This window comes from Lutibacter citreus (assembly GCF_003260195.1).
Taxonomy (GTDB): Bacteria; Bacteroidota; Bacteroidia; order Flavobacteriales; family Flavobacteriaceae; genus Lutibacter; species Lutibacter citreus.
Genome location: NZ_QEIH01000002.1, coordinates 184,850 through 203,550, shown reverse-complemented (window position 1 = coordinate 203,550; position 18,701 = coordinate 184,850). Strand labels below are relative to the sequence as shown.

The window sequence follows — 18,701 nt, the reverse complement described above, 5'->3', positions numbered from 1 at the left end:
TTCTAATTTTGTTATTTGAAACTTTTCTGGCGTATTACAGGCACTTGCCAATAAAACCAAAATTATCAATTTTAAGACCTTCATTTTATTTTATTTTATCGTTTCATTTGTATTTTCTCTTATTACTTCAGATATCTCAAACGCTTTTTCTATAGTTTGAATGGTCCTTTTGTTATTGTAATATCTTGTTTGGTGTTCTCATTCTTATTGCATGATATCGTTAATAAGAATACTCCTATAAGAGTCAATAAAAATATCTTCTTCATATTAATTTGATTTGTTTTTATAAAAATACATCACTGCTTAAATATAGAGTGTCGAATTCGATAAAATAAAGTTATTTAGCGGTTAAATTATATGTTAAGTAGAATTAACATCCTTCTAGTCATAGTAGCTCACATTTATTTTATGTCTTTTATTTTAGTACTTTTACTATTATGAAAAAACCTTTAGATATTACATTAATTGAGAGTTGTTTAAAGAAAATATGCGGAGATCGTATGTTTGAAAAATCTCCTAGAAATGTTAGACTACTAAAGTTTTTGGTTGAATGTTCGAATCTTGGAAAAGATGTGAATGAATATGTAATTGGTTTTGAATTATTCGAAAAGAATTACGAACCTCACAAAAACGATAGTAAGGTTCGTGTTTATATGTATAATTTGAGAAAAAAATTAAAAGAGTATTATACAACTGAAGGGAAAAATGATCCGCTTGTTTTTAAGCTCGAGAAAGGACAGTATAATTTAAGTTTTGAAAAAAGAGATTCGAGTTCTTATTGCGAAGAAAGTAAACCTAAATATTTTGTGAATAAAATAATTACTAAAAATAGAATTATTGGTTTGTTCTCAATTTTAGCTATTGTATTTGGCTCCGTATATTTTACAAGTCTTTTGAAAGAGGACATGTATTTATGGAATGATTTTTTTAAAAGCGAGAAGAATATATGCATTATGGCAGACCAAATCATTGTCTGGCATACACTTGGCAATAAATTGGCACCAACAATGCATAAGGATATAAACAACAAAGCAGATTATATTTCTTATTTGCAAAAGCACCCAAATGATTCGATGAGGTTGGCAAATTATACGTTGTTTTCTAAAATGGCCCCTTTTTCTGTAAAAAAACTTACAGAGTTATTTGTAAAGCATAAAAGTAATTTTGGGTTGCGTTTAGAAAGTAATTTTGAGTTAGATGAATTACGAGATAATAATCTCATTTATATTGGGCAATTGAAAACTATGAGTACTTCTAAACCTATATTTTTAAAAAATAGCAAGGTGTTTAGAAATCAATCAGATATGTATAGTTTTGTTGCTACCAGAGAAAACAGAAAAATAGAATATAAAAACAGTTTGGAAGATGGAATTCGCTTAGAGTATGCCTTAGTTTCTTTCGCAAAACTTGAGAATGGAAAAAGAGCCTTGTTTTTTGTTTCTAACAATGATATTGGTGTATTGGCAACAGTAAATAACTTTTTGAATAAAGAATGGTTAGATAATTTTTATAAGGGAATTCCGAAGGATAAAAAGTATTTTAACGCATTATTTGAAGTTAAAGGAATTAATAGAACTGAAATTGAATGTAAGTTAGTTGAGCTTGAGACTTTGGATTAAGGTTTGAAAGTTTAAATTTGCCAAAAATAAGCTTACAATAAAATGCAAATCTTAAACTTCATACAAAACAAAACAAATCTTCCAATAAAAGGAATTGAAAACACGGTTCAGTTATTAAATGAAGATTGTACTATTCCATTTATTTCTCGTTATAGAAAAGAACGAACAGGAAATTTAGACGAAGTTGAAATAGGAGAAATAGTAAAATTTAAATCTCAGTTTGAGGAATTAGAAAAACGAAAAACAGCTATTTTAAAAGCTTTAGAAGAGCAAGAGGTTTTAACGACTGAATTAAGACAAAAAATTGAAGCTACAACGGACTTAACTGTTTTAGAAGATATTTACCTTCCTTTTAAGAAAAAACGCAAGACAAAGGCTGAAACTGCTCGAAAGAATGGTTTAGAACCATTGGCTAAAATGATAATGAGTCAGCGAGTAAACGATTTGGATCATACAGCTTCAAAATATATAAATAAGGAAGTTGCAGATAAAGATAGTGCATTAGAAGGTGCTCGTTTTATTATTGCGGAGTGGATTAATGAGCGCACGGATATTAGGAACAATATTCGATATCAATTAGAAAAATATGCGAGTATTACCACAAAGGTTATAAAAGCTAAGGTTGAAGATGAAAAAGCTCAAAAGTTTAGAGATTACTTTAATTGGTCTGAAAGTTTAAACCGTTGTCCTTCTCACAGATTATTGGCCATTTTAAGAGCAGAAAAAGAAGGTTTTATTCGTGTTAAAATTGAGATTGATAATGAACGTGCATTGGAAAAAATGGAAGACAGAATCATTCGTTCTAAAAGTGAATGTAGTGAACAAATTAGTTTTGCTGTAGAAGATTCCTATAAGCGATTGTTATTTCCATCATTATCAAACGAAGCGTTAAATATTGCAAAAGTAAAAGCTGATGATAACGCAATTGAAGTATTCGCTAAAAATTTGAAGCAATTATTATTAGGTGCACCTTTAGGCGAAAAAACTATTTTGGCTATTGATCCTGGTTTTAGATCGGGTTGTAAAGTAGTTTGTTTAAATGCACAAGGAGGCTTGGTGCATAACGAAACTATTTATCCACATGCTCCAAAAAATGATTCTATTGGTGCAATGAAAAAAATTAATTCATTGGTAGACGCTTATAAAATAGAAGCAATTGCAATTGGTAATGGAACAGCATCTCGTGAAACGGAACATTTAATTCGTAAAATGCGTTTTAATAAAGATGTTGAGGTTTTTGTGGTAAGTGAAGCAGGTGCAAGTATTTATTCAGCTTCAAAAATTGCTCGTGATGAATTTCCAAATTATGATGTTACTGTTCGTGGTTCGGTTTCAATAGGGCGTCGTTTAGCGGATCCGTTGGCGGAATTAGTGAAGATAGATGCAAAATCTATAGGAGTTGGACAATATCAGCACGATGTTGATCAAACTAAACTTAATACTTCTTTAGATACTGTTGTTGAAAGTTGTGTAAATTCTGTTGGTGTAAATGTTAATACGGCAAGTACTTCTTTACTAAGTTATGTGTCTGGTATTGGACCTAAATTGGCAGAAAATATTGTAAAGTATAGAGATGAGAACGGCCCTTTTATTTCAAGAAATGATATTAAAAAGGTAACTCGTTTAGGTAATAAAGCGTATGAACAAGGTGCGGGATTTTTACGAATTAAAAATGGGAAAAATCCTTTAGATGATTCAGCCGTGCATCCTGAAAGTTATAAAGTTGTTGAAATAATGGCAAAAGATGAAGGCTGTACTGTTCATGATTTAATTGGTAATAAAGAAGTTCTTCAAAAAATTGACCTTGTAAAGTATACTTCTGCTACTGTTGGTTTGCCTACATTAAAAGATATTGTTGCAGAGCTTGAAAAACCAGGGTTAGATCCAAGGGAAAAAGCCAAAGTATTTACTTTTAATCAAAATATAAGAAGTATTACTGATTTACATGAAGGGCAATTATTACCCGGTATTGTGAATAATATAACAAATTTTGGTTGCTTTGTAGATATAGGTATTAAAGAAAGTGGTTTAATACACGTTTCAAACTTATCTGATAAATTTGTTAGTGATATAAGTTCAGTTGTTAGCTTACACCAACAAGTTATAGTTAAAGTATTAGAAGTAGATGTGGCTAGAAAACGTATTCAATTGGCTTTGGTTAAATAAAAAATAGTGATTCTTTGCTTATACTAATATTTACAGTTGTATTCTGGGTGAAGGTTTTTTAGTTAAGTTTTAACTGTTCTTTTCAAATAAGAGAGTTGATTATCTTGAGTATGATAAAGGAATGTATTTCTTAAGTTAATAGTGCTAGTTAAATTCTTTAACTTGGAAAGTGCGTAAAGTATATACAAAAAAAAAGGCTACCAAATTGGTAGCCTTTTCATAATATAGTAATATCCCACAAGTTAAAATTTAAACCCAAGTTTAAATGAATATTGGGCAAAGAATGAAACTGTACTATTTTCTACTTCTAAATTTCTCAATTCAGGAGCAGGAGACTTAACGCTAGTTGCGTAAGTATAAGATGCTGGTTTAATCTCGAAACCTGCAAATAATCCTTTTGCTATATAGTAATCTGCACCAGCAATAAACTGTGCACTATAAGCTGTTACTTCGTAATGACGAGCTCCTGTATCAGGGATACTTACATTACCACTTATATCAATAGAAGCTGGTGTAAACACAGAACTTCTAGCGTAATCAAATGGTAAGTTTATACCTACATAAGGAAATAATCTCTCATTGTTTGTTTTCAATAAATATTCAGCTCCAATAGAGAATTGTGCCTGAATTTCTTCAGTTGAATCTACTGTACTGTATCCTGGTATAATAACAGCTCCTGTAGTAGGATCGTTAACACCTGGAATATTTACTTGGTAAGGAGTGTTTCTTAATATTGCAGCACCACTAACTTTTAATGCTACTTTATCACTAACATAATATCTAAATTCAGCACCAGTCATATTAGATATGCTGTTATCATTAGCGCTAACTTCACTAACAACTAAATCAGTACTCATAACAGTACTTCCTGTTCCAGCGTAAGCGCTAGATGTACTAGAAGTAGGTACTTGACCTGTTAGATTATAATTAGCAAAATTACCTCTACCAAATAACATTTGAGCAGTAAAGTCTCCTCTTTTTGGCGCAAATCTAGGACTGTGTTCACAAGTATCTTGTGCACAAGCATCTTTGCTTTGAGAATCTTTATCTTGAGCATTCATACCAACAACAGTAAATATTGAAAGTAGAAAGCTAAAAATTATTTTGTTTTTCATATTGTTAAAGTTCTTTAAGATTTGACTAATTTTAGTTTAATAGAGACTGGAAGATAAACTTCCAGTCTCAATTTATTTCTTAAAAAAACTTTACTAGTTCATTAAAAGTTCCATTCTAGCTAAAATACTAGCAGCAGAATCTTCTGTGTATTCAATTTCAGTTTGAATTTCAACTAATTGACGTTTATCATCTTCAAGCTTAGCAGCAGCATCTTCTTCAGTTACCATGTCTTTAGCAATTAATACTTCAGCTTGCTCAATGTCTTTAATTAAACCATCTTTAGCAGAGTAAGAAGTACCATCAATAGTTACTGCTTCACCGTCGATATCATAGTTTTCCATTGCAATTGCATCTTTAACCCATTCTTCAAATGATTCTACATTTTTAATTGCATAGGCAGCATCACTAGGATCGTTATCTAATAAATAGAACTGAACGTGGTTAATGATATTTGTAATTTTATCTTGCTCAGCTTTGTTAGCCTGTACTTGAACAGCTACCATATCTCTAGCTATTTCAGCATTTAATAAATCAGCTAATAAAGGTAAGTAACCAGAATCATTATAATTTGCATTACTTCCATTAGTTTGACCATAATCACCAGAATTTTCAACTACAGAAAATGTTTGTGTTTCGTGATCCCATAAAAGAGAACTAGTATCATAACCAGCAGCAGCTTTTAAGTCAGCTAATTGAGCGTCGTATATAGCTTTAAGTGCTTCATCAGCAACTAATAAATCAGCAATCTTAGCAATATCTTTTGTTGCTTCAGTTATTGTTTTAGCATTTGAATCTGAATTATTATTACCAATTTCATTATATGGACTTACGTACTCTACAGTTTGTAAAGCTTCAAGTTTTTCCATTTCCCAAACTAACATGAAATAAGCATTTCTTAATTCTTGGTAAGCAGAAGGAGTGTAAGAACCTTTAGCAACGTGTGGTAATAAGTAAAGTCTTTCTTTATCACCAGCAGCGTTAACTTCTTCTTCTAATGCTTGGTATTGGTTACCAGTACCAACAACAGCTTGATTATTTACATCGTACGCATCATCAGCCATAGCATCTGGAGTTAAATCATACCATACAGAAAATTCAGTTTCCCAACTTTCTGGGTTACCTGGACGGAAATCATTACCTAAAGCAGCGTTAGCCGTTTGTACAGCAGCTTCAGCTACAACAACGTTATAGTAAGCAGTTGCTTTTTCAGCGTTACTGTAAGGACTTGTAATTGCTGTTCCAACAACAACGTTAGTCATATCAGTACCAATTGCAGCTTGTGCAGCTTGTGCATCATTTTGAGCAGCAGTTTTTTTAGCAGCTAAAGCATTTAAATCAGAACTAGTAAAACTAGTTGGAGGTACAGCATACCCTAAAGCAGCATAAGCGAAATCTAATTCTGCTTGAGCATCAGCAATAGTTTTAGCTTCTAAACTATTAGTACCTTGTAAAGTATTTAAAGCGTTTTCAGCTATTTGAGCTGCAGCTGCAGCATCAATTAATTCAGTTAAATTATCTGTAGGAGTATCATCAGCTTCAATTTCAACATAAAATGCTTTTGTATCAGCTAAAGCTTCATCTTTATCTGCAGTATTTACTCCTGCAGAAGCATCAAATTCACTATAACCAGCAACAACTGGAATAGCAGGAACTGAACCAGCTACATAAGTTAAAGGATACCAAAAACCACTACCAGTGGTTGGTAATTCTTGCCAAGTTGCTACTTTTACATATGAAGTTGCAATAGCACCATCAGTATGATCACCAATTAATGTATTAGGAAATGTTGTACCACCGTCAGTACCATCAGTCCAAGTTGATCCAGAAGGGTCAGCGTTAAAAGCAAGTTGAGCAGCTTCTTCTCTTGCAGCAGCATCGTCAAATGTATCTTGAGCAGCTTGAATACTTGCAGGTAAAGTTCCTGTAGCAGCAAGGATAGCACCTTTTAATGCAGATTGTAAGTCATTTAACATAATTGCTGGTGCACCAAATGTAGTAGAGACAACAGTATATTTAGCAATACTATCATACTCAGCTTTAGCTTGTATTGCAGCTAATTCTGCATTCCATACTTTATCCCAAGCAGTAACTTCAGTTATAGGAGAATCAGTAATTTTTGGATCTTTAACAGCATCAGGAGAGTCATTAGTGTAATTTACACCAACAGCAGCTTCAGCAGCGGCTACATCATCTTTAGCCGTTTGTACACCAGCTTCAGCAGTAACAATATAAGCTTCAGCATCAGCAACAGCAGTTTCAGCAGCAGGAATTGCAGCTATATTATCGTTAGCTGTAGCAATAGCTTTATCTGCAGCTTTATCTGCATTATTGTGAGCAGTAATTAAAGCGTTAATACCATCAACCTCATTTTGTTTTGTGTTTATATCAGAAAAATCTTGATTTGCAGCTTCAAAAGCAACTTTAGCTTCTGTAAATGCATTTTCTTTAGTTGCTAAATCTACACCTAAAGCCATTTGAAGATCTTTTAAATCTTCAATTTGTTGCTCTAAATCAGTAGTTTGTTGTTGAGCATCTGAAGGAGTTAAACCTTCTAAACGAGCAATTTCAGCTTGAGCATCTAATAAACCTTGATTTAATTCAGCTAAATCAGCAACTAAACCAGCACGTACAAAAGCAGCAGTTTCATCACCGTAAGTACCTGTTAAAACTAACTCAGCTTTTGCAATGTCATTCATTTTAGAAATTTCATCTACGTAAAGTTGATCTAAATCACCAATTCTACTTGTGTACTTACCTGCTAAATTAGTTAATAAAGCATCTTTAGCTTCAGCAACAGCATCAGCATAAGCAACTAATGCAACTTGATTTGCAGATTTTGCTTCTTCTAGCAAACCTAACTGTTTTTCTAACTCAACATCTAATTGAGCAGCAAACTTTTGAAGATCTTGTGCATCTTTTGCAGCGTCATAAGTATTCTGAATTGTTTGAGATTCAGTGTCAGCATCTTTCTCACGTGCATTAGCTAATTGTACTTCTGCTAGTGCCAATTGGTATTGAGCTTTAGCTTCTTCTTTAGAAGCAATAGCTAATTGAACTTGAGCGTCAGCCTCTTTTAATGTGGCTTGTGCTTTAAGGAATTCTGCTTGCGCCAAGTATACTTGGTCTACAGCGTCAGAAACTCCGTCATCAATACATGATGTGAAGTTTAAACTTAGTAAAGTAGCAAATAGTACTACCGACAATTTTTTTAAATTTTTCATTTTGTAACTTTTTAATTAATATTCTTTAAAATTTAAATAGGTTAATAAACTTGTGTTATTACAATTAGTTAACAAAACTACATAAAATATTTAATTATGCAATAGTTGATATGCGAAAACTAATGTTTTTTTGACGGTTAATAAGTGTTAGAGTGTGTTGGCTTATGTAAAAGGTTAAAAAACAATAGTTTATGTTTGGTTTTTATGCTGTTTTTATTGAGTGATTATTGCAATTATTAGTGATAGATTATGATATTTAGAATTTTTATTTGTTTTTTTTAAATAAAAGTGAGTTAAAAAAGTCAACTTTCTAAATTTAAAGGATTAAAACCTGCGTTTTTAATTAAGAATTGACAAATTAAAGGATTTATTCAAGTTGATTTTTTAATCTATAATATTTAGCTGTAAAGTTAATTTTAGAGGTGCAGTGAGATATATTTCATTTTTGAAGATTAACTTAATTTTTTAGTTTCTGTAAATTGTGTGATTTTTTAAAAGTACGTTTAAAAATGTTTAAGGTAAGATTTTATATATAATAGGAGTCGAATAAATTTTTTGTATATTACGTGGTAACTAACTAAAATTAAAAGGAATATGAGAAATTATAGAAATGAAGTGTGGAAACCTTATAAAAATGAATTGTTAGTTGTTGAAGATGAATATTTAATTTCTAATTATGGTAGGGTACAACGAAAAAAGATAGATAAAGAAGATTGGGAATTATCAAAAACCTCTTTAGTTGGTGGGTATGATACCTTTTGGGTAAGAAAAAAAGGCAGAGATAGATCTAGTTATTGCTATACACATAGAATTGTAGCTGAATTATTTTGTGATAAAAAAGAAGATCAAGTTTATGTGATTCACTTAAATTTTGATAAACTAAATAATGAATCTTCAAATTTAAAATGGGTGAATAAATCAGAAATGTTTTTACATCATAAAAAAAACCCTAAAAAGTTAGAGCGATTTGGTAAAAGAACCTATTCTAAATTAACTGAAGGTAGAGTGCGCTTAATTAAAAAGAAAATATTTGATCCTAATAGAAAAACTAGGTTAAAAATGATTGCGAAGCAATTTGGAATTTCTGAAATGCAGTTATATAGAATAAAATCTGGTGAAAACTGGGGTAGTGTAAAAATTGATATTGAGGATAGTAACAAAGATTAAAATTATAGTAAGTGAGTTTGTTTAAATTTAACCTATATGAAAATAAAAAATTGCGTACATTCTCTATTACCTTGTAAAAGATAAATAAATTATATGAAAAAAAATTGCCTGGAGTGTGGTGCAATACTTAAAGGAAGGATAGATAAAAAGTTTTGCTCCGATTATTGTAGAAATTCTTACAACAATAAAATTAATAAGGACAGTAAAAATTTAATAAGAAATATTAATAACCGTCTTCGTAAAAATCACAAATTATTATCGGAGTTAAATGTTACTGGTAAAACTAAGGTTACAAGAACAAAATTATTGGATGGTAATTTTGATTTTAATTTTTTCACTTCTATTTACATTACTAAAACAGGGAATACCTATTATTATATTTACAACCAAGGTTATTTAGCTTTAGAGAATGATTATTATTTGTTAATAAAAAAGGAATAGTAAGTTTTCTGTTGAAGTATTTTAAAGCACATTCTATTTTATTAATGTGTTTAGGTTTTTGTTTCTTATAAATTATATAAAAAATAAAGCTGATTAAAAAGAGGGATTTTAGCAAACTAATTAGAGTTGAGGATAATCTGTTTTATCTCTTAATATTGTTTTTTAATTAGTTATAATAATAAGGAGTAGCATTTTTTATAAAAAAAAGACCGCAAGAATATTTTCTTGCGGTCTTTTTATTTTACTAAAAGTATATAATCTTAAAAGTAATTAAGATTTATGATATTCTGTAATTCTCATTGTGTTAGCCATACCTCTTTCTTTTACTGGCATTGAAGTTACGTTAATAGCAAAATCCCCTTCACGTAAATATCCACGTTCAGCTGCTAAATTGTTAATATCTTCAATTGTTTGATCTGTACTTACAAACCTATCATAGTAAACTCCTTTTACACCCCATAATAAATTTAGCATTGCTAAAACTCTTTTATTTGATGAAAATACTAAAATATTAGATGTTGGTCTCCAAGATGAAATATGAAAAGCAGTAAATCCTGAATCAGTTAATGTTGTAATTACTTCTGCATTAACAGAATTTGCAACTAAAGCAGCTTGATGACAAATTGTTTTTGAAACATAACGTTCATTAATACACTGAATATATTTTTCAGGCATAGAAATTAATGGTGAATTTTCAACATTTTCTATAATTTTACGCATTTGTTGAATTACCGCTAATGGAAATTTACCCATTGCTGTTTCACCAGATAACATAACTGCATCTGCACCATCCATAATAGAATTTGCAACATCATTAACTTCGGCTCTTGTTGGAACTTGATTATCAATCATAGTTTCCATCATTTGTGTAGCGATAATTACTGGGATATGAGCTTTTTTAGCTTTTAATACCAACCTTTTTTGAATTAAAGGAACTCTTTCCATTGGTACCTCAACACCTAAATCACCACGAGCAACCATTAAGGCGTCACAATAAGGTGTTAATTTATCTATATTATCAACAGCTTCTGGTTTTTCAATCTTAGCTATAATAGGAATTTTGTGATCAGAATTAGCTTTAATAATATCTTGTAATAATATTAAATCTTCAGGTGTTCTTACAAAAGATAAAGCTATCCAGTCTACATCTAACCCAATAGCAAAAAGAACATCTTTATGATCTTTTTCAGTAAGTGCAGGTAAAGAAATCTTTGTATTTGGTAAGTTAACTCCTTTTTTAGATTTTAAAGGTCCACCACGTAAAACTTTAGTTGTTACATTAGTTTTTCTATCAGTGTCAATAACTTCAAATAATAATTTACCATCGTCAACTAAAATATGTTCACCAGCCTGAACGTCTTTTGGGAAATTTTGATAAGTCATAAATGCCTTCTCATGAGTTCCTTCACATTGTTCAGTAGTAAAAGTAAATGTATCTCCAGTATTTAACTCAATACCATCTTGCATAATTCCAACGCGTAATTTTGGTCCTTGTAAATCAGCTAATACTGCTACATGGTAGTTACAACGTTCATTTATTTCTCTAATGATATTTACTCTTCTTATAACATCAGGATATTCGGCGTGAGAAAAATTTATTCTAAATACATTTACACCGGCTTTTATCATACTTTCAATAACCTCTTTATTGTCGCAAGCGGGGCCTAAAGTTGCTACTATTTTGGTGCGTTTTCTGTTTTGTGCCATAATTAAAAAATTAGGTTATTTTTTGATTTTAAAGTGTTAGTTTCTATTTGGTAAGTGGTAATTATTTGTTCAATACTATTTAATTTTTCAATTAAATTGAAAATATAATTCGGATCGCATCCTTCAATCTTAAGCAGATAATCTACTCTTTTTTTTTCTGGTATTAAATAAGATGTTGTGCTATATTCACCTCCAAATAATCCATCAGCATATTGTTCATTATTAACATTTAAAAATTTATTATTAATAAGGTAATAGTTGATGAAGGTTTTTTCATTTTTATATTCGAATAAAGGGAATTGAGCATTAGAGTTTTTAAAGTCTAAATTTTCCTTATATCTGGTAAAATTAAAATTTAGATGTTTATTAATTAAATAAGCCAATCTAAAATCTTCTTCGGTTGAATGAATTCCAACCAATAAATAATCATCTTCTAAATCAAACGTTAAATGCTGCATGTAAAGAATGAGTATTAATGTTGCAAAAGTACTATTGTTTAGTAATAGATACTAATTATTTTACGAAATCGTATTCGACATAACCAATTTTAAATATTGGATATTTCTTGTTGAAAAGCAAAATATGCTCTTTTTGCAGCTGTCTCTTCAGCTTTTTTCTTAGAAGTTGCCCTTCCTTTTGAAATTATTTTTCCGTCTAAAAAAAGTTTAACACTAAAATGTTTTACAATGTCATTTGCGGTGTCTTCATAAACTTCAAAAACAAATTCTTTTTTTACTTTTTGGCACCATTCAATAAATATACTTTTATAACTTGTTATTTTTCCTTCAAGTTTTGGTACATCTACATATGGGTTAATAACTCTTTTAAAAATAAACTTGTTGCAATATTTATAACCTCTATCTAGATAAATAGCTCCAACTAGTGCTTCAAATATATTTCCATGTACATTTTCACCAAATTTAGATTTTGCAACATTGCTTCTAACAAATCTAAATAAATCTAAGTCTTTACCAAGTTCATTTAAATGTTCTCTACTTACAATTTTAGATCTCATTTGAGTTAAGTAACCTTCATCTCCAGAAGGTACTTCTTTAAATAAAAATGAAGCAATTACAGCACTAAGCATAGCATCACCTAAAAATTCTAAACGTTCATAATTTAAAGGATGCCCTGTTTTGTTATCATATTCTTTAATAGAACGATGAATAAACGCTTTCTTATAAAGGTGTATATTTTTTGGTGTAAAACCTATTATTTTTTTTAAGTCAACAACAAATGCCTCGTCCTTAGCAGAACGAGTTTCAATAATTTTTCGAATGAATTTCATTCAGTTATTTTATTCAAATTTTTTAAAGAGCACACAAGCGTTGTGTCCTCCAAAGCCAAATGTGTTGCTCATTGCAACTTTCACATCACGTTTTTGTGCTTTATTAAACGTGAAATTTAATTTACTGTCAATTCGGTCATCATCGGTAAAATGATTTATGGTAGGTGGTACAATACCATTTTTTATTGCTAATATTGAAGCAATAGCTTCTATAGCACCAGCCGCACCTAATAAGTGACCAGTCATTGACTTGGTTGAGTTAATGTTTAAGTTGTAAGCGTGTTCGCCAAAAACTTCAATAATAGCTTTAGATTCTGCAATATCACCAAGAGGTGTAGCAGTACCGTGCATATTAATAGCATCAACATCTTCTGGTTTTAAACCAGCATCTTTTAAACAGTTTCTCATTACATTTTTAGCTCCTAATCCTTCAGGATGTGGTGCTGTAATATGGTGAGCATCTGCAGAAAGGCCTCCACCGCCTATTTCAGCATAAATTTTTGCGCCACGAGCAACTGCGTATTCATATTCTTCTAAAATAAGAGCTCCAGCTCCTTCACCTAAAACAAAACCATCACGGTCTTTATCAAAAGGTCTAGATGCTGTTTTATACTCATCATTGTTAGTTGAAAGTGCTTGTAGAGCGTTAAAACCACCCATACCAGCTATTGCTACAGCAGCCTCAGAGCCACCAGAAACCATAACATCTGCATATCCTAAACGAATATAATTCATAGCATCAATCAAAGCATTTGATGATGATGCACATGCTGATACAGTTGCAAAATTTGGTCCTCTAAATCCATATTTAATAGAAATTTGACCAGGTGCAATATCAGCAATCATTTTAGGTATAAAGAAAGGGTTAAATCTAGGAGTACCATCGCCATTGGCAAAATTAATACACTCGTTTTGGAACGTTTCTAAACCTCCAATACCAGCTCCCCAAATTACACCAACTCTATCTTTATCTAAGTTTTCTAAATCAAAGTTGGCATCGCTAATGGCTTCATCAGATGCTATTGAAGCATACTGTGAAAATTTATCCATTTTGCGAGCTTCTTTACGGTCAATAAAATCAAGAACATTGAAATTTTTAACCTCGCAAGCAAAACGAGTTTTGAACTTGGATGCATCAAAATGTGTTATTGGAGCTGATCCGCTAACACCGTTAACAAGCCCGTTCCAATATTCTTCAATATTATTTCCTATTGGAGTCAATGCTCCAAGTCCAGTTACTACTACTCGTTTTAATTCCATATGAAAATTACTTTTTAGCTTCTTCTATATAGCTAATTGCTTGACCTACAGTTCCAATGTTCTCTGCTTGATCATCTGGTATTTGAATATCAAATTCTTTTTCAAATTCCATGATTAATTCAACAGTATCAAGTGAGTCTGCTCCTAAATCGTTAGTAAAGCTAGCTTCTGTTGTTACTTCATTTTCGTCAACGCCTAATTTATCTACGATAATGGCTTTTACTCTTGATGCAATGTCTGACATATTTTTTTTAATTTAAATTTAATTACTCGGCAAAAATATAAAACTTTTATGAATTCAAAATCTTTTAAACAATAAAAGATTCTATGCATACATAATAAATCTATTTTTTTTTATATTTTATGGGTAATTGTTACTAATAATTTGTTTTATTTGTGAAGAACAAGTTTTTAATTATGAATCGTATAGTAATACTGGCTTCAGGTTCTGGGTCAAATGCCGAGAACATTATAAAGTACTTTAATAATAATGAATCTATTTCTGTTACTCAGGTGCTTACCAACAAGAAAGATGCCAAAGTTTTAGAAAGGGCTAAAAGGTTGAATATCAGTAGTGGTATTTTTAATAGAGAGGAATTTTCAAAGTCTAATGTTGTGTTAGATATTTTAAAAAAGAAAGCTGATTATATTATTTTAGCAGGTTTTCTTTGGAAAATACCGGAGACTATTATTGAGGCTTTTCCAAATAAAATAATTAATATTCATCCTGCTTTATTACCAAAATATGGAGGAAAAGGGATGTATGGAATGCATGTTCATGATGCGGTTGTAGAAAATAAAGAAAAAGAATCTGGGATAACAATTCACTTTGTAAATGAGAATTATGATGAAGGTGCTATTGTTTTTCAGAAGAAATTTGAAGTTTTACCGTCAGATTCTGCGGAAGATGTAGCAAATAAAGTACATACATTAGAGTATGAGAATTTCCCGAAAGTTATTGAACAAGTTATTTTAAAAAATGGCTAAAAAGAAATTTTACGTTGTTTGGAAAGGGCATAAAAAAGGAGTTTTTACTTCTTGGAATGTTTGTAAAAAGCAAATCACAGATTTTAAAGGTGCTCAATACAAGGCATTTGTATCTAAAACAGCTGCGGAAAAAGCATTAGAAGGTAGATATGAAGATTATGTAGGTGTAGATACTAAAAGAGTAAAACTTTCTTCTGAAGAATTAAAAAAAATAGGACTACCTATTTATCCTTCTTTATCAGTTGATGCAGCTTGCGCAGGAAATCCTGGAAAAATGGAATATCGCGGAGTAGATTCTAAATCAAAAAAACAATTATTTATTCAAGGTCCTTTTGAACAAGGAACAAATAATATTGGAGAATTTCTGGCATTAGTTCATGGACTTGGTTTTTTAAAACAGAGAAATAGCAACCTTCCAATTTATTCAGATTCTAAAATAGCAATGAGTTGGGTTAAAAAAGGTCAGTGTAGAACAAATTTACAAATTACTTCAAAAAATAAAGAATTATTTGATTTTGTAAAACGTGCTGAAAAATGGCTGAGTGAAAATAAATACACCACAAAAGTTTTAAAATGGGAAACCAAAGCTTGGGGAGAAATACCTGCTGATTTCGGGAGAAAATAGATTAATTAATGATTAATTTGGAGTTGTTTTCAATTTATCACGCCACCTAGAACTTGATTACTCATTAAATTTTATATTATGGAATTCGTGATTGTTCAAATTACGGGTCTCATCCAACTCTTCTTATTTATTATGTGATGCTGAAATAAATTCAGTGTAATGCTGAATTTATCAAAGATAATGCGTCATCCCGAACTTGATTCGGGATCTCATAATATGGTAAACGTAAGGCTAATGAAACAGGTTCAGCATGTTGGGTGGATTGATATTAGTGCTTAATAAAATAGTTTTGTAACATCTAATTTAACTCAACATCGTTTTAGCTCTAACTAAAGCATCATATAATATATCTACTTCTTCAAAAGTATTGTAAAAAGAGAATGAAGCTCTAACTGTTCCAGGAATGTTATAAAAAGCCATAATTGGTTGCGCACAATGGTGTCCGGTTCTAACGGCAATTCCTAATTTATCAATAATTGAACCTATATCAAATGGGTGAATATCACCTATATTAAATGAAATTACTGAAGTTTTATTTTTAGCAGTCCCATAAATTTTTAAGCCTTCAATTTGTAACAATTTTTTTGTAGCGTAATTAAGCAATTCATCTTCATACTTGGCAATATTATCAAAGCCAATTTCATTCATATAATCTATAGCTGCTCCAAAGGCAATTCCGCCGGCAATATTTGGAGTTCCAGCTTCAAATTTATAAGGTAAATCTGCATAGGTAGTTTTTTCAAAAGTTACCTGTTTTATCATTTCTCCACCACCTTGGTATGGAGGTAATTTATTTAACCAATCTTCTTTACCATATAAAACACCAACTCCAGTTGGCCCACATAATTTATGAGCTGAAGCAACATAAAAATCAACATCTAAGGCTTGAACATCTGGTTTTAAATGTGGGCAACTTTGAGCTCCATCAATTAAAACAGCCGCTCCAACCTGGTGAGCTTTATCAATAATTTCTTTTATTGGGTTTATGGTTCCAAGTGCATTTGATACGTGATTTACAAAAACTAACTTTGTTTTATTAGAAAGTAAATTATCATAAGCATCCATTAATAACTCCCCTTCAAAATTCATAGGAATTACTTTTAAAATAGCACCTGTTCTTTCGCAAAGCATTTGCCAAGGAACAATATTTGAATGATGCTCCATAGTTGAAACAATAATTTCATCTCCTTTTTTTAATAATGAAGTAAACCCTGTAGCCACAATATTTATACTGTGTGTTGTACCTGCAGTTAGTATAATTTCATAATTTTTATTTGCGTTAAAATGATGTTGTAATTTTATACGAGTTTCTTCATAAGCGTCGGTAGCTTTCTGACTTAAGGTATGAACGCCACGGTGTATGTTTGAATTTATTGTAGAATAGTAATTTACAATACTGTCTATTACTACTTGTGGTTTTTGGCTTGTAGCTGCATTATCTAAATAAACAAGAGGCTTTCCGTTAACTGTTGTTTTTAAAATAGGAAAGTCTGCGCGAATTTTTTGAATATCTATCATGTGTGTTTTTTAGAATGATTCTAAATACAAAATTACAAAATTGAAGTTATTTATAGGGTGTGTTCCTGATTTTTTAAACTCACAAAATAAATGTTACATTTGAGAATCATAAAATTTCTATTCAAATGAAAAAAGTATTAAAATTTGGAATATTTCCGTTAGTTGTAATTCTTGTTGCTGTTGTTTGGAACCAATATCCGCGTTTAAATATTATTTCAGGGTTTTCAGCAAAAGGTGTTTGTTCATGTACTTTTGTTGCGGATAGAGAATTATCATCTATTGAAAAAGGAGATAATGGTTTTAGTCCAATTAATATAGCTAAAAACAAAATTAATTTTGATGAAAAATCTGTTACTTCAACGGTTTTTGGGTTAATGAAAAGAAAGGCTATATATAAAGAAGGTGTAGGATGTATTTTGTTACCTAAAAATTCAGACCAAATTACCTTTAAACCAAACCGTTATAAAATTAAAACAGCTTTGCCATTTCCGTATGGCGATTTACCTCAAAAAGATACCGTTTTTTCTGCTATAAATTATAAGAAGTTAAATAATGTAGTAGAAGATTATTTTAATGAAAATACACCTGAAAATACAACACGTGCTTTAGTTGTGCTCTATAAAAATAAAATTATTGCAGAGAAGTATGCGGATGGTTTTGATAAACAAACGCGATTTTTAGGATGGTCCATGGCAAAAAGCTTAATGAGTACCGTTTGTGGGGTAATGAGTAAAAAAGGATTATTAAATAAAGATGAGTTAGCACCAATTGATGCGTGGAAAAATGACAAACGTTCTAAAATTACCATCAATAATTTATTACAAATGAATAGTGGCTTAAATTGGGAAGAGGATTATACCAAAATTTCAGACGTTACAAAAATGTTGTATTTAGAAAGTGATATGACAAAACCTCAAATAAATAAAAAACTAATTAGCAAACCTAATGAGCATTGGTACTATTCTTCGGGTTCAACAAATTTAGTATCTGGTATTATCCGTAAAAAATTTAAAACGCATCAACAATATTTAGATTTTTGGTATTCCCAATTAATAGATAAAATTGGAATGCATTCCATGTTATTAGAAACAGATATGGCAGGTAATTACATTGCTTCATCCTATAGTTGGGCAACAGCAAGAGATTGGGCGCGTTATGGTTTGTTGTATTTAAATAATGGAAATTGGAACGGAGAGCAAATTATAAGTGAAGATTGGGTAAAATATACAACTACACCAACAAACACTTCTCAAGGTGTTTATGGAGCTCAATTTTGGTTAAATTCAAAAGGGCATTTATCAGATGTACCCAAAGACTGTTTTTTTGCAGATGGTTTTCAAGGACAGCGTGTTATTATAATTCCATCAAAAGATTTAGTTGTAGTAAGGTTGGGAGCTACTTATAGTAAAATAAATGAGTTGTTAAAGACAAGACCTATTAAACCTGCCGAAAATAAACACGTAGTTGAATTTGAATTGAATAATATAACCTATAACAATTTGTTAAAAAATATTCTTTCTACAATTAATTAATGAAAACTTTATTTTAACTGAAATAAAATTAAATTATTCCTTTATAAAAACTCT

15 protein-coding genes are annotated in these 18,701 nt (G+C 30.7%); 7 read left to right on the top strand and 8 right to left on the bottom strand.

Features of this window, described 5'->3' with window-relative positions:
• Positions 1-437 precede the first annotated feature (437 nt).
• Positions 438-1,619, top strand: coding sequence for a winged helix-turn-helix domain-containing protein (locus DAD81_RS03920; RefSeq protein ID WP_111706934.1), 1,182 nt, complete (start codon positions 438-440; stop codon positions 1,617-1,619).
• A gap of 42 nt (positions 1,620-1,661) precedes the next feature.
• The gene (locus DAD81_RS03915) at positions 1,662-3,785 is read left to right on the top strand and encodes a Tex family protein (RefSeq protein ID WP_111706933.1); all 2,124 of its coding nucleotides are present in this window, start codon (positions 1,662-1,664) and stop codon (positions 3,783-3,785) included.
• 242 nt (positions 3,786-4,027) lie between these two features.
• On the opposite strand, the gene DAD81_RS03910 is transcribed toward DAD81_RS03915, so the two are convergent.
• Both DAD81_RS03910 and DAD81_RS03905 read right to left on the bottom strand, forming a co-directional pair.
• Positions 4,028-4,900, bottom strand: a complete 873-nt coding sequence (locus DAD81_RS03910; RefSeq protein WP_111706932.1) for a BT1926 family outer membrane beta-barrel protein — start codon at positions 4,898-4,900, stop codon at positions 4,028-4,030.
• 93 nt (positions 4,901-4,993) lie between these two features.
• On the bottom strand, positions 4,994-8,122 hold the full coding sequence (locus tag DAD81_RS03905) for a coiled-coil domain-containing protein (RefSeq protein ID WP_111706931.1): 3,129 nt from the start codon (positions 8,120-8,122) through the stop codon (positions 4,994-4,996).
• A gap of 594 nt (positions 8,123-8,716) precedes the next feature.
• Here DAD81_RS03905 and DAD81_RS03900 point away from each other — a divergent pair.
• Both DAD81_RS03900 and DAD81_RS03895 read left to right on the top strand, forming a co-directional pair.
• On the top strand, positions 8,717-9,289 hold the full coding sequence (locus DAD81_RS03900; RefSeq protein ID WP_111706930.1) for an HNH endonuclease: 573 nt from the start codon (positions 8,717-8,719) through the stop codon (positions 9,287-9,289).
• Between the two features lie 93 nt (positions 9,290-9,382).
• Complete coding sequence (locus DAD81_RS03895; protein ID WP_111706929.1) at positions 9,383-9,730, top strand: hypothetical protein; 348 nt, start codon at positions 9,383-9,385, stop codon at positions 9,728-9,730.
• A 270-nt stretch (positions 9,731-10,000) separates the two neighbouring features.
• On the opposite strand, the gene pyk is transcribed toward DAD81_RS03895, so the two are convergent.
• The 5 genes from pyk to DAD81_RS03870 form a co-directional block, all read right to left on the bottom strand.
• Positions 10,001-11,437, bottom strand: coding sequence for a pyruvate kinase (gene pyk / locus DAD81_RS03890; RefSeq protein WP_111706928.1), 1,437 nt, complete (start codon positions 11,435-11,437; stop codon positions 10,001-10,003).
• 2 nt (positions 11,438-11,439) lie between these two features.
• Positions 11,440-11,895 carry an IPExxxVDY family protein gene (locus tag DAD81_RS03885; protein ID WP_111706927.1) on the bottom strand — a complete coding sequence of 152 codons (456 nt, stop codon included), beginning with the start codon at positions 11,893-11,895 and terminating at the stop codon, positions 11,440-11,442.
• An 89-nt stretch (positions 11,896-11,984) separates the two neighbouring features.
• Complete coding sequence (gene rnc / locus DAD81_RS03880; RefSeq protein ID WP_111706926.1) at positions 11,985-12,725, bottom strand: ribonuclease III; 741 nt, start codon at positions 12,723-12,725, stop codon at positions 11,985-11,987.
• A gap of 9 nt (positions 12,726-12,734) precedes the next feature.
• On the bottom strand, positions 12,735-13,985 hold the full coding sequence (gene fabF / locus DAD81_RS03875) for a beta-ketoacyl-ACP synthase II (RefSeq protein WP_111706925.1): 1,251 nt from the start codon (positions 13,983-13,985) through the stop codon (positions 12,735-12,737).
• 7 nt (positions 13,986-13,992) lie between these two features.
• Positions 13,993-14,229: an acyl carrier protein gene (locus tag DAD81_RS03870; protein WP_068209181.1), complete on the bottom strand. Its 237-nt coding sequence runs from the start codon at positions 14,227-14,229 to the stop codon at positions 13,993-13,995.
• A 173-nt stretch (positions 14,230-14,402) separates the two neighbouring features.
• Between DAD81_RS03870 and purN the strand changes: the two genes are divergently transcribed.
• A complete protein-coding gene (gene purN / locus DAD81_RS03865) occupies positions 14,403-14,972 on the top strand; it encodes a phosphoribosylglycinamide formyltransferase (protein ID WP_111706924.1) in 570 nt (189 codons plus the stop codon).
• Positions 14,965-15,597: a ribonuclease H1 domain-containing protein gene (locus DAD81_RS03860; RefSeq protein ID WP_111706923.1), complete on the top strand. Its 633-nt coding sequence runs from the start codon at positions 14,965-14,967 to the stop codon at positions 15,595-15,597. The genes purN and DAD81_RS03860 overlap by 8 nt, the downstream gene beginning before the upstream one ends.
• 303 nt (positions 15,598-15,900) lie before the next feature.
• Here DAD81_RS03860 and DAD81_RS03855 read toward each other — a convergent pair whose 3' ends face one another.
• Positions 15,901-17,115, bottom strand: coding sequence for an aminotransferase class V-fold PLP-dependent enzyme (locus tag DAD81_RS03855; protein WP_111706922.1), 1,215 nt, complete (start codon positions 17,113-17,115; stop codon positions 15,901-15,903).
• Positions 17,116-17,240: 125 nt separating this feature from the next.
• Between DAD81_RS03855 and DAD81_RS03850 the strand changes: the two genes are divergently transcribed.
• Entirely contained in the window at positions 17,241-18,647 is a 1,407-nt protein-coding gene (locus DAD81_RS03850) for a serine hydrolase domain-containing protein (protein ID WP_111706921.1), read from the top strand.
• The last annotated feature ends 54 nt before the right edge of the window (positions 18,648-18,701 follow it).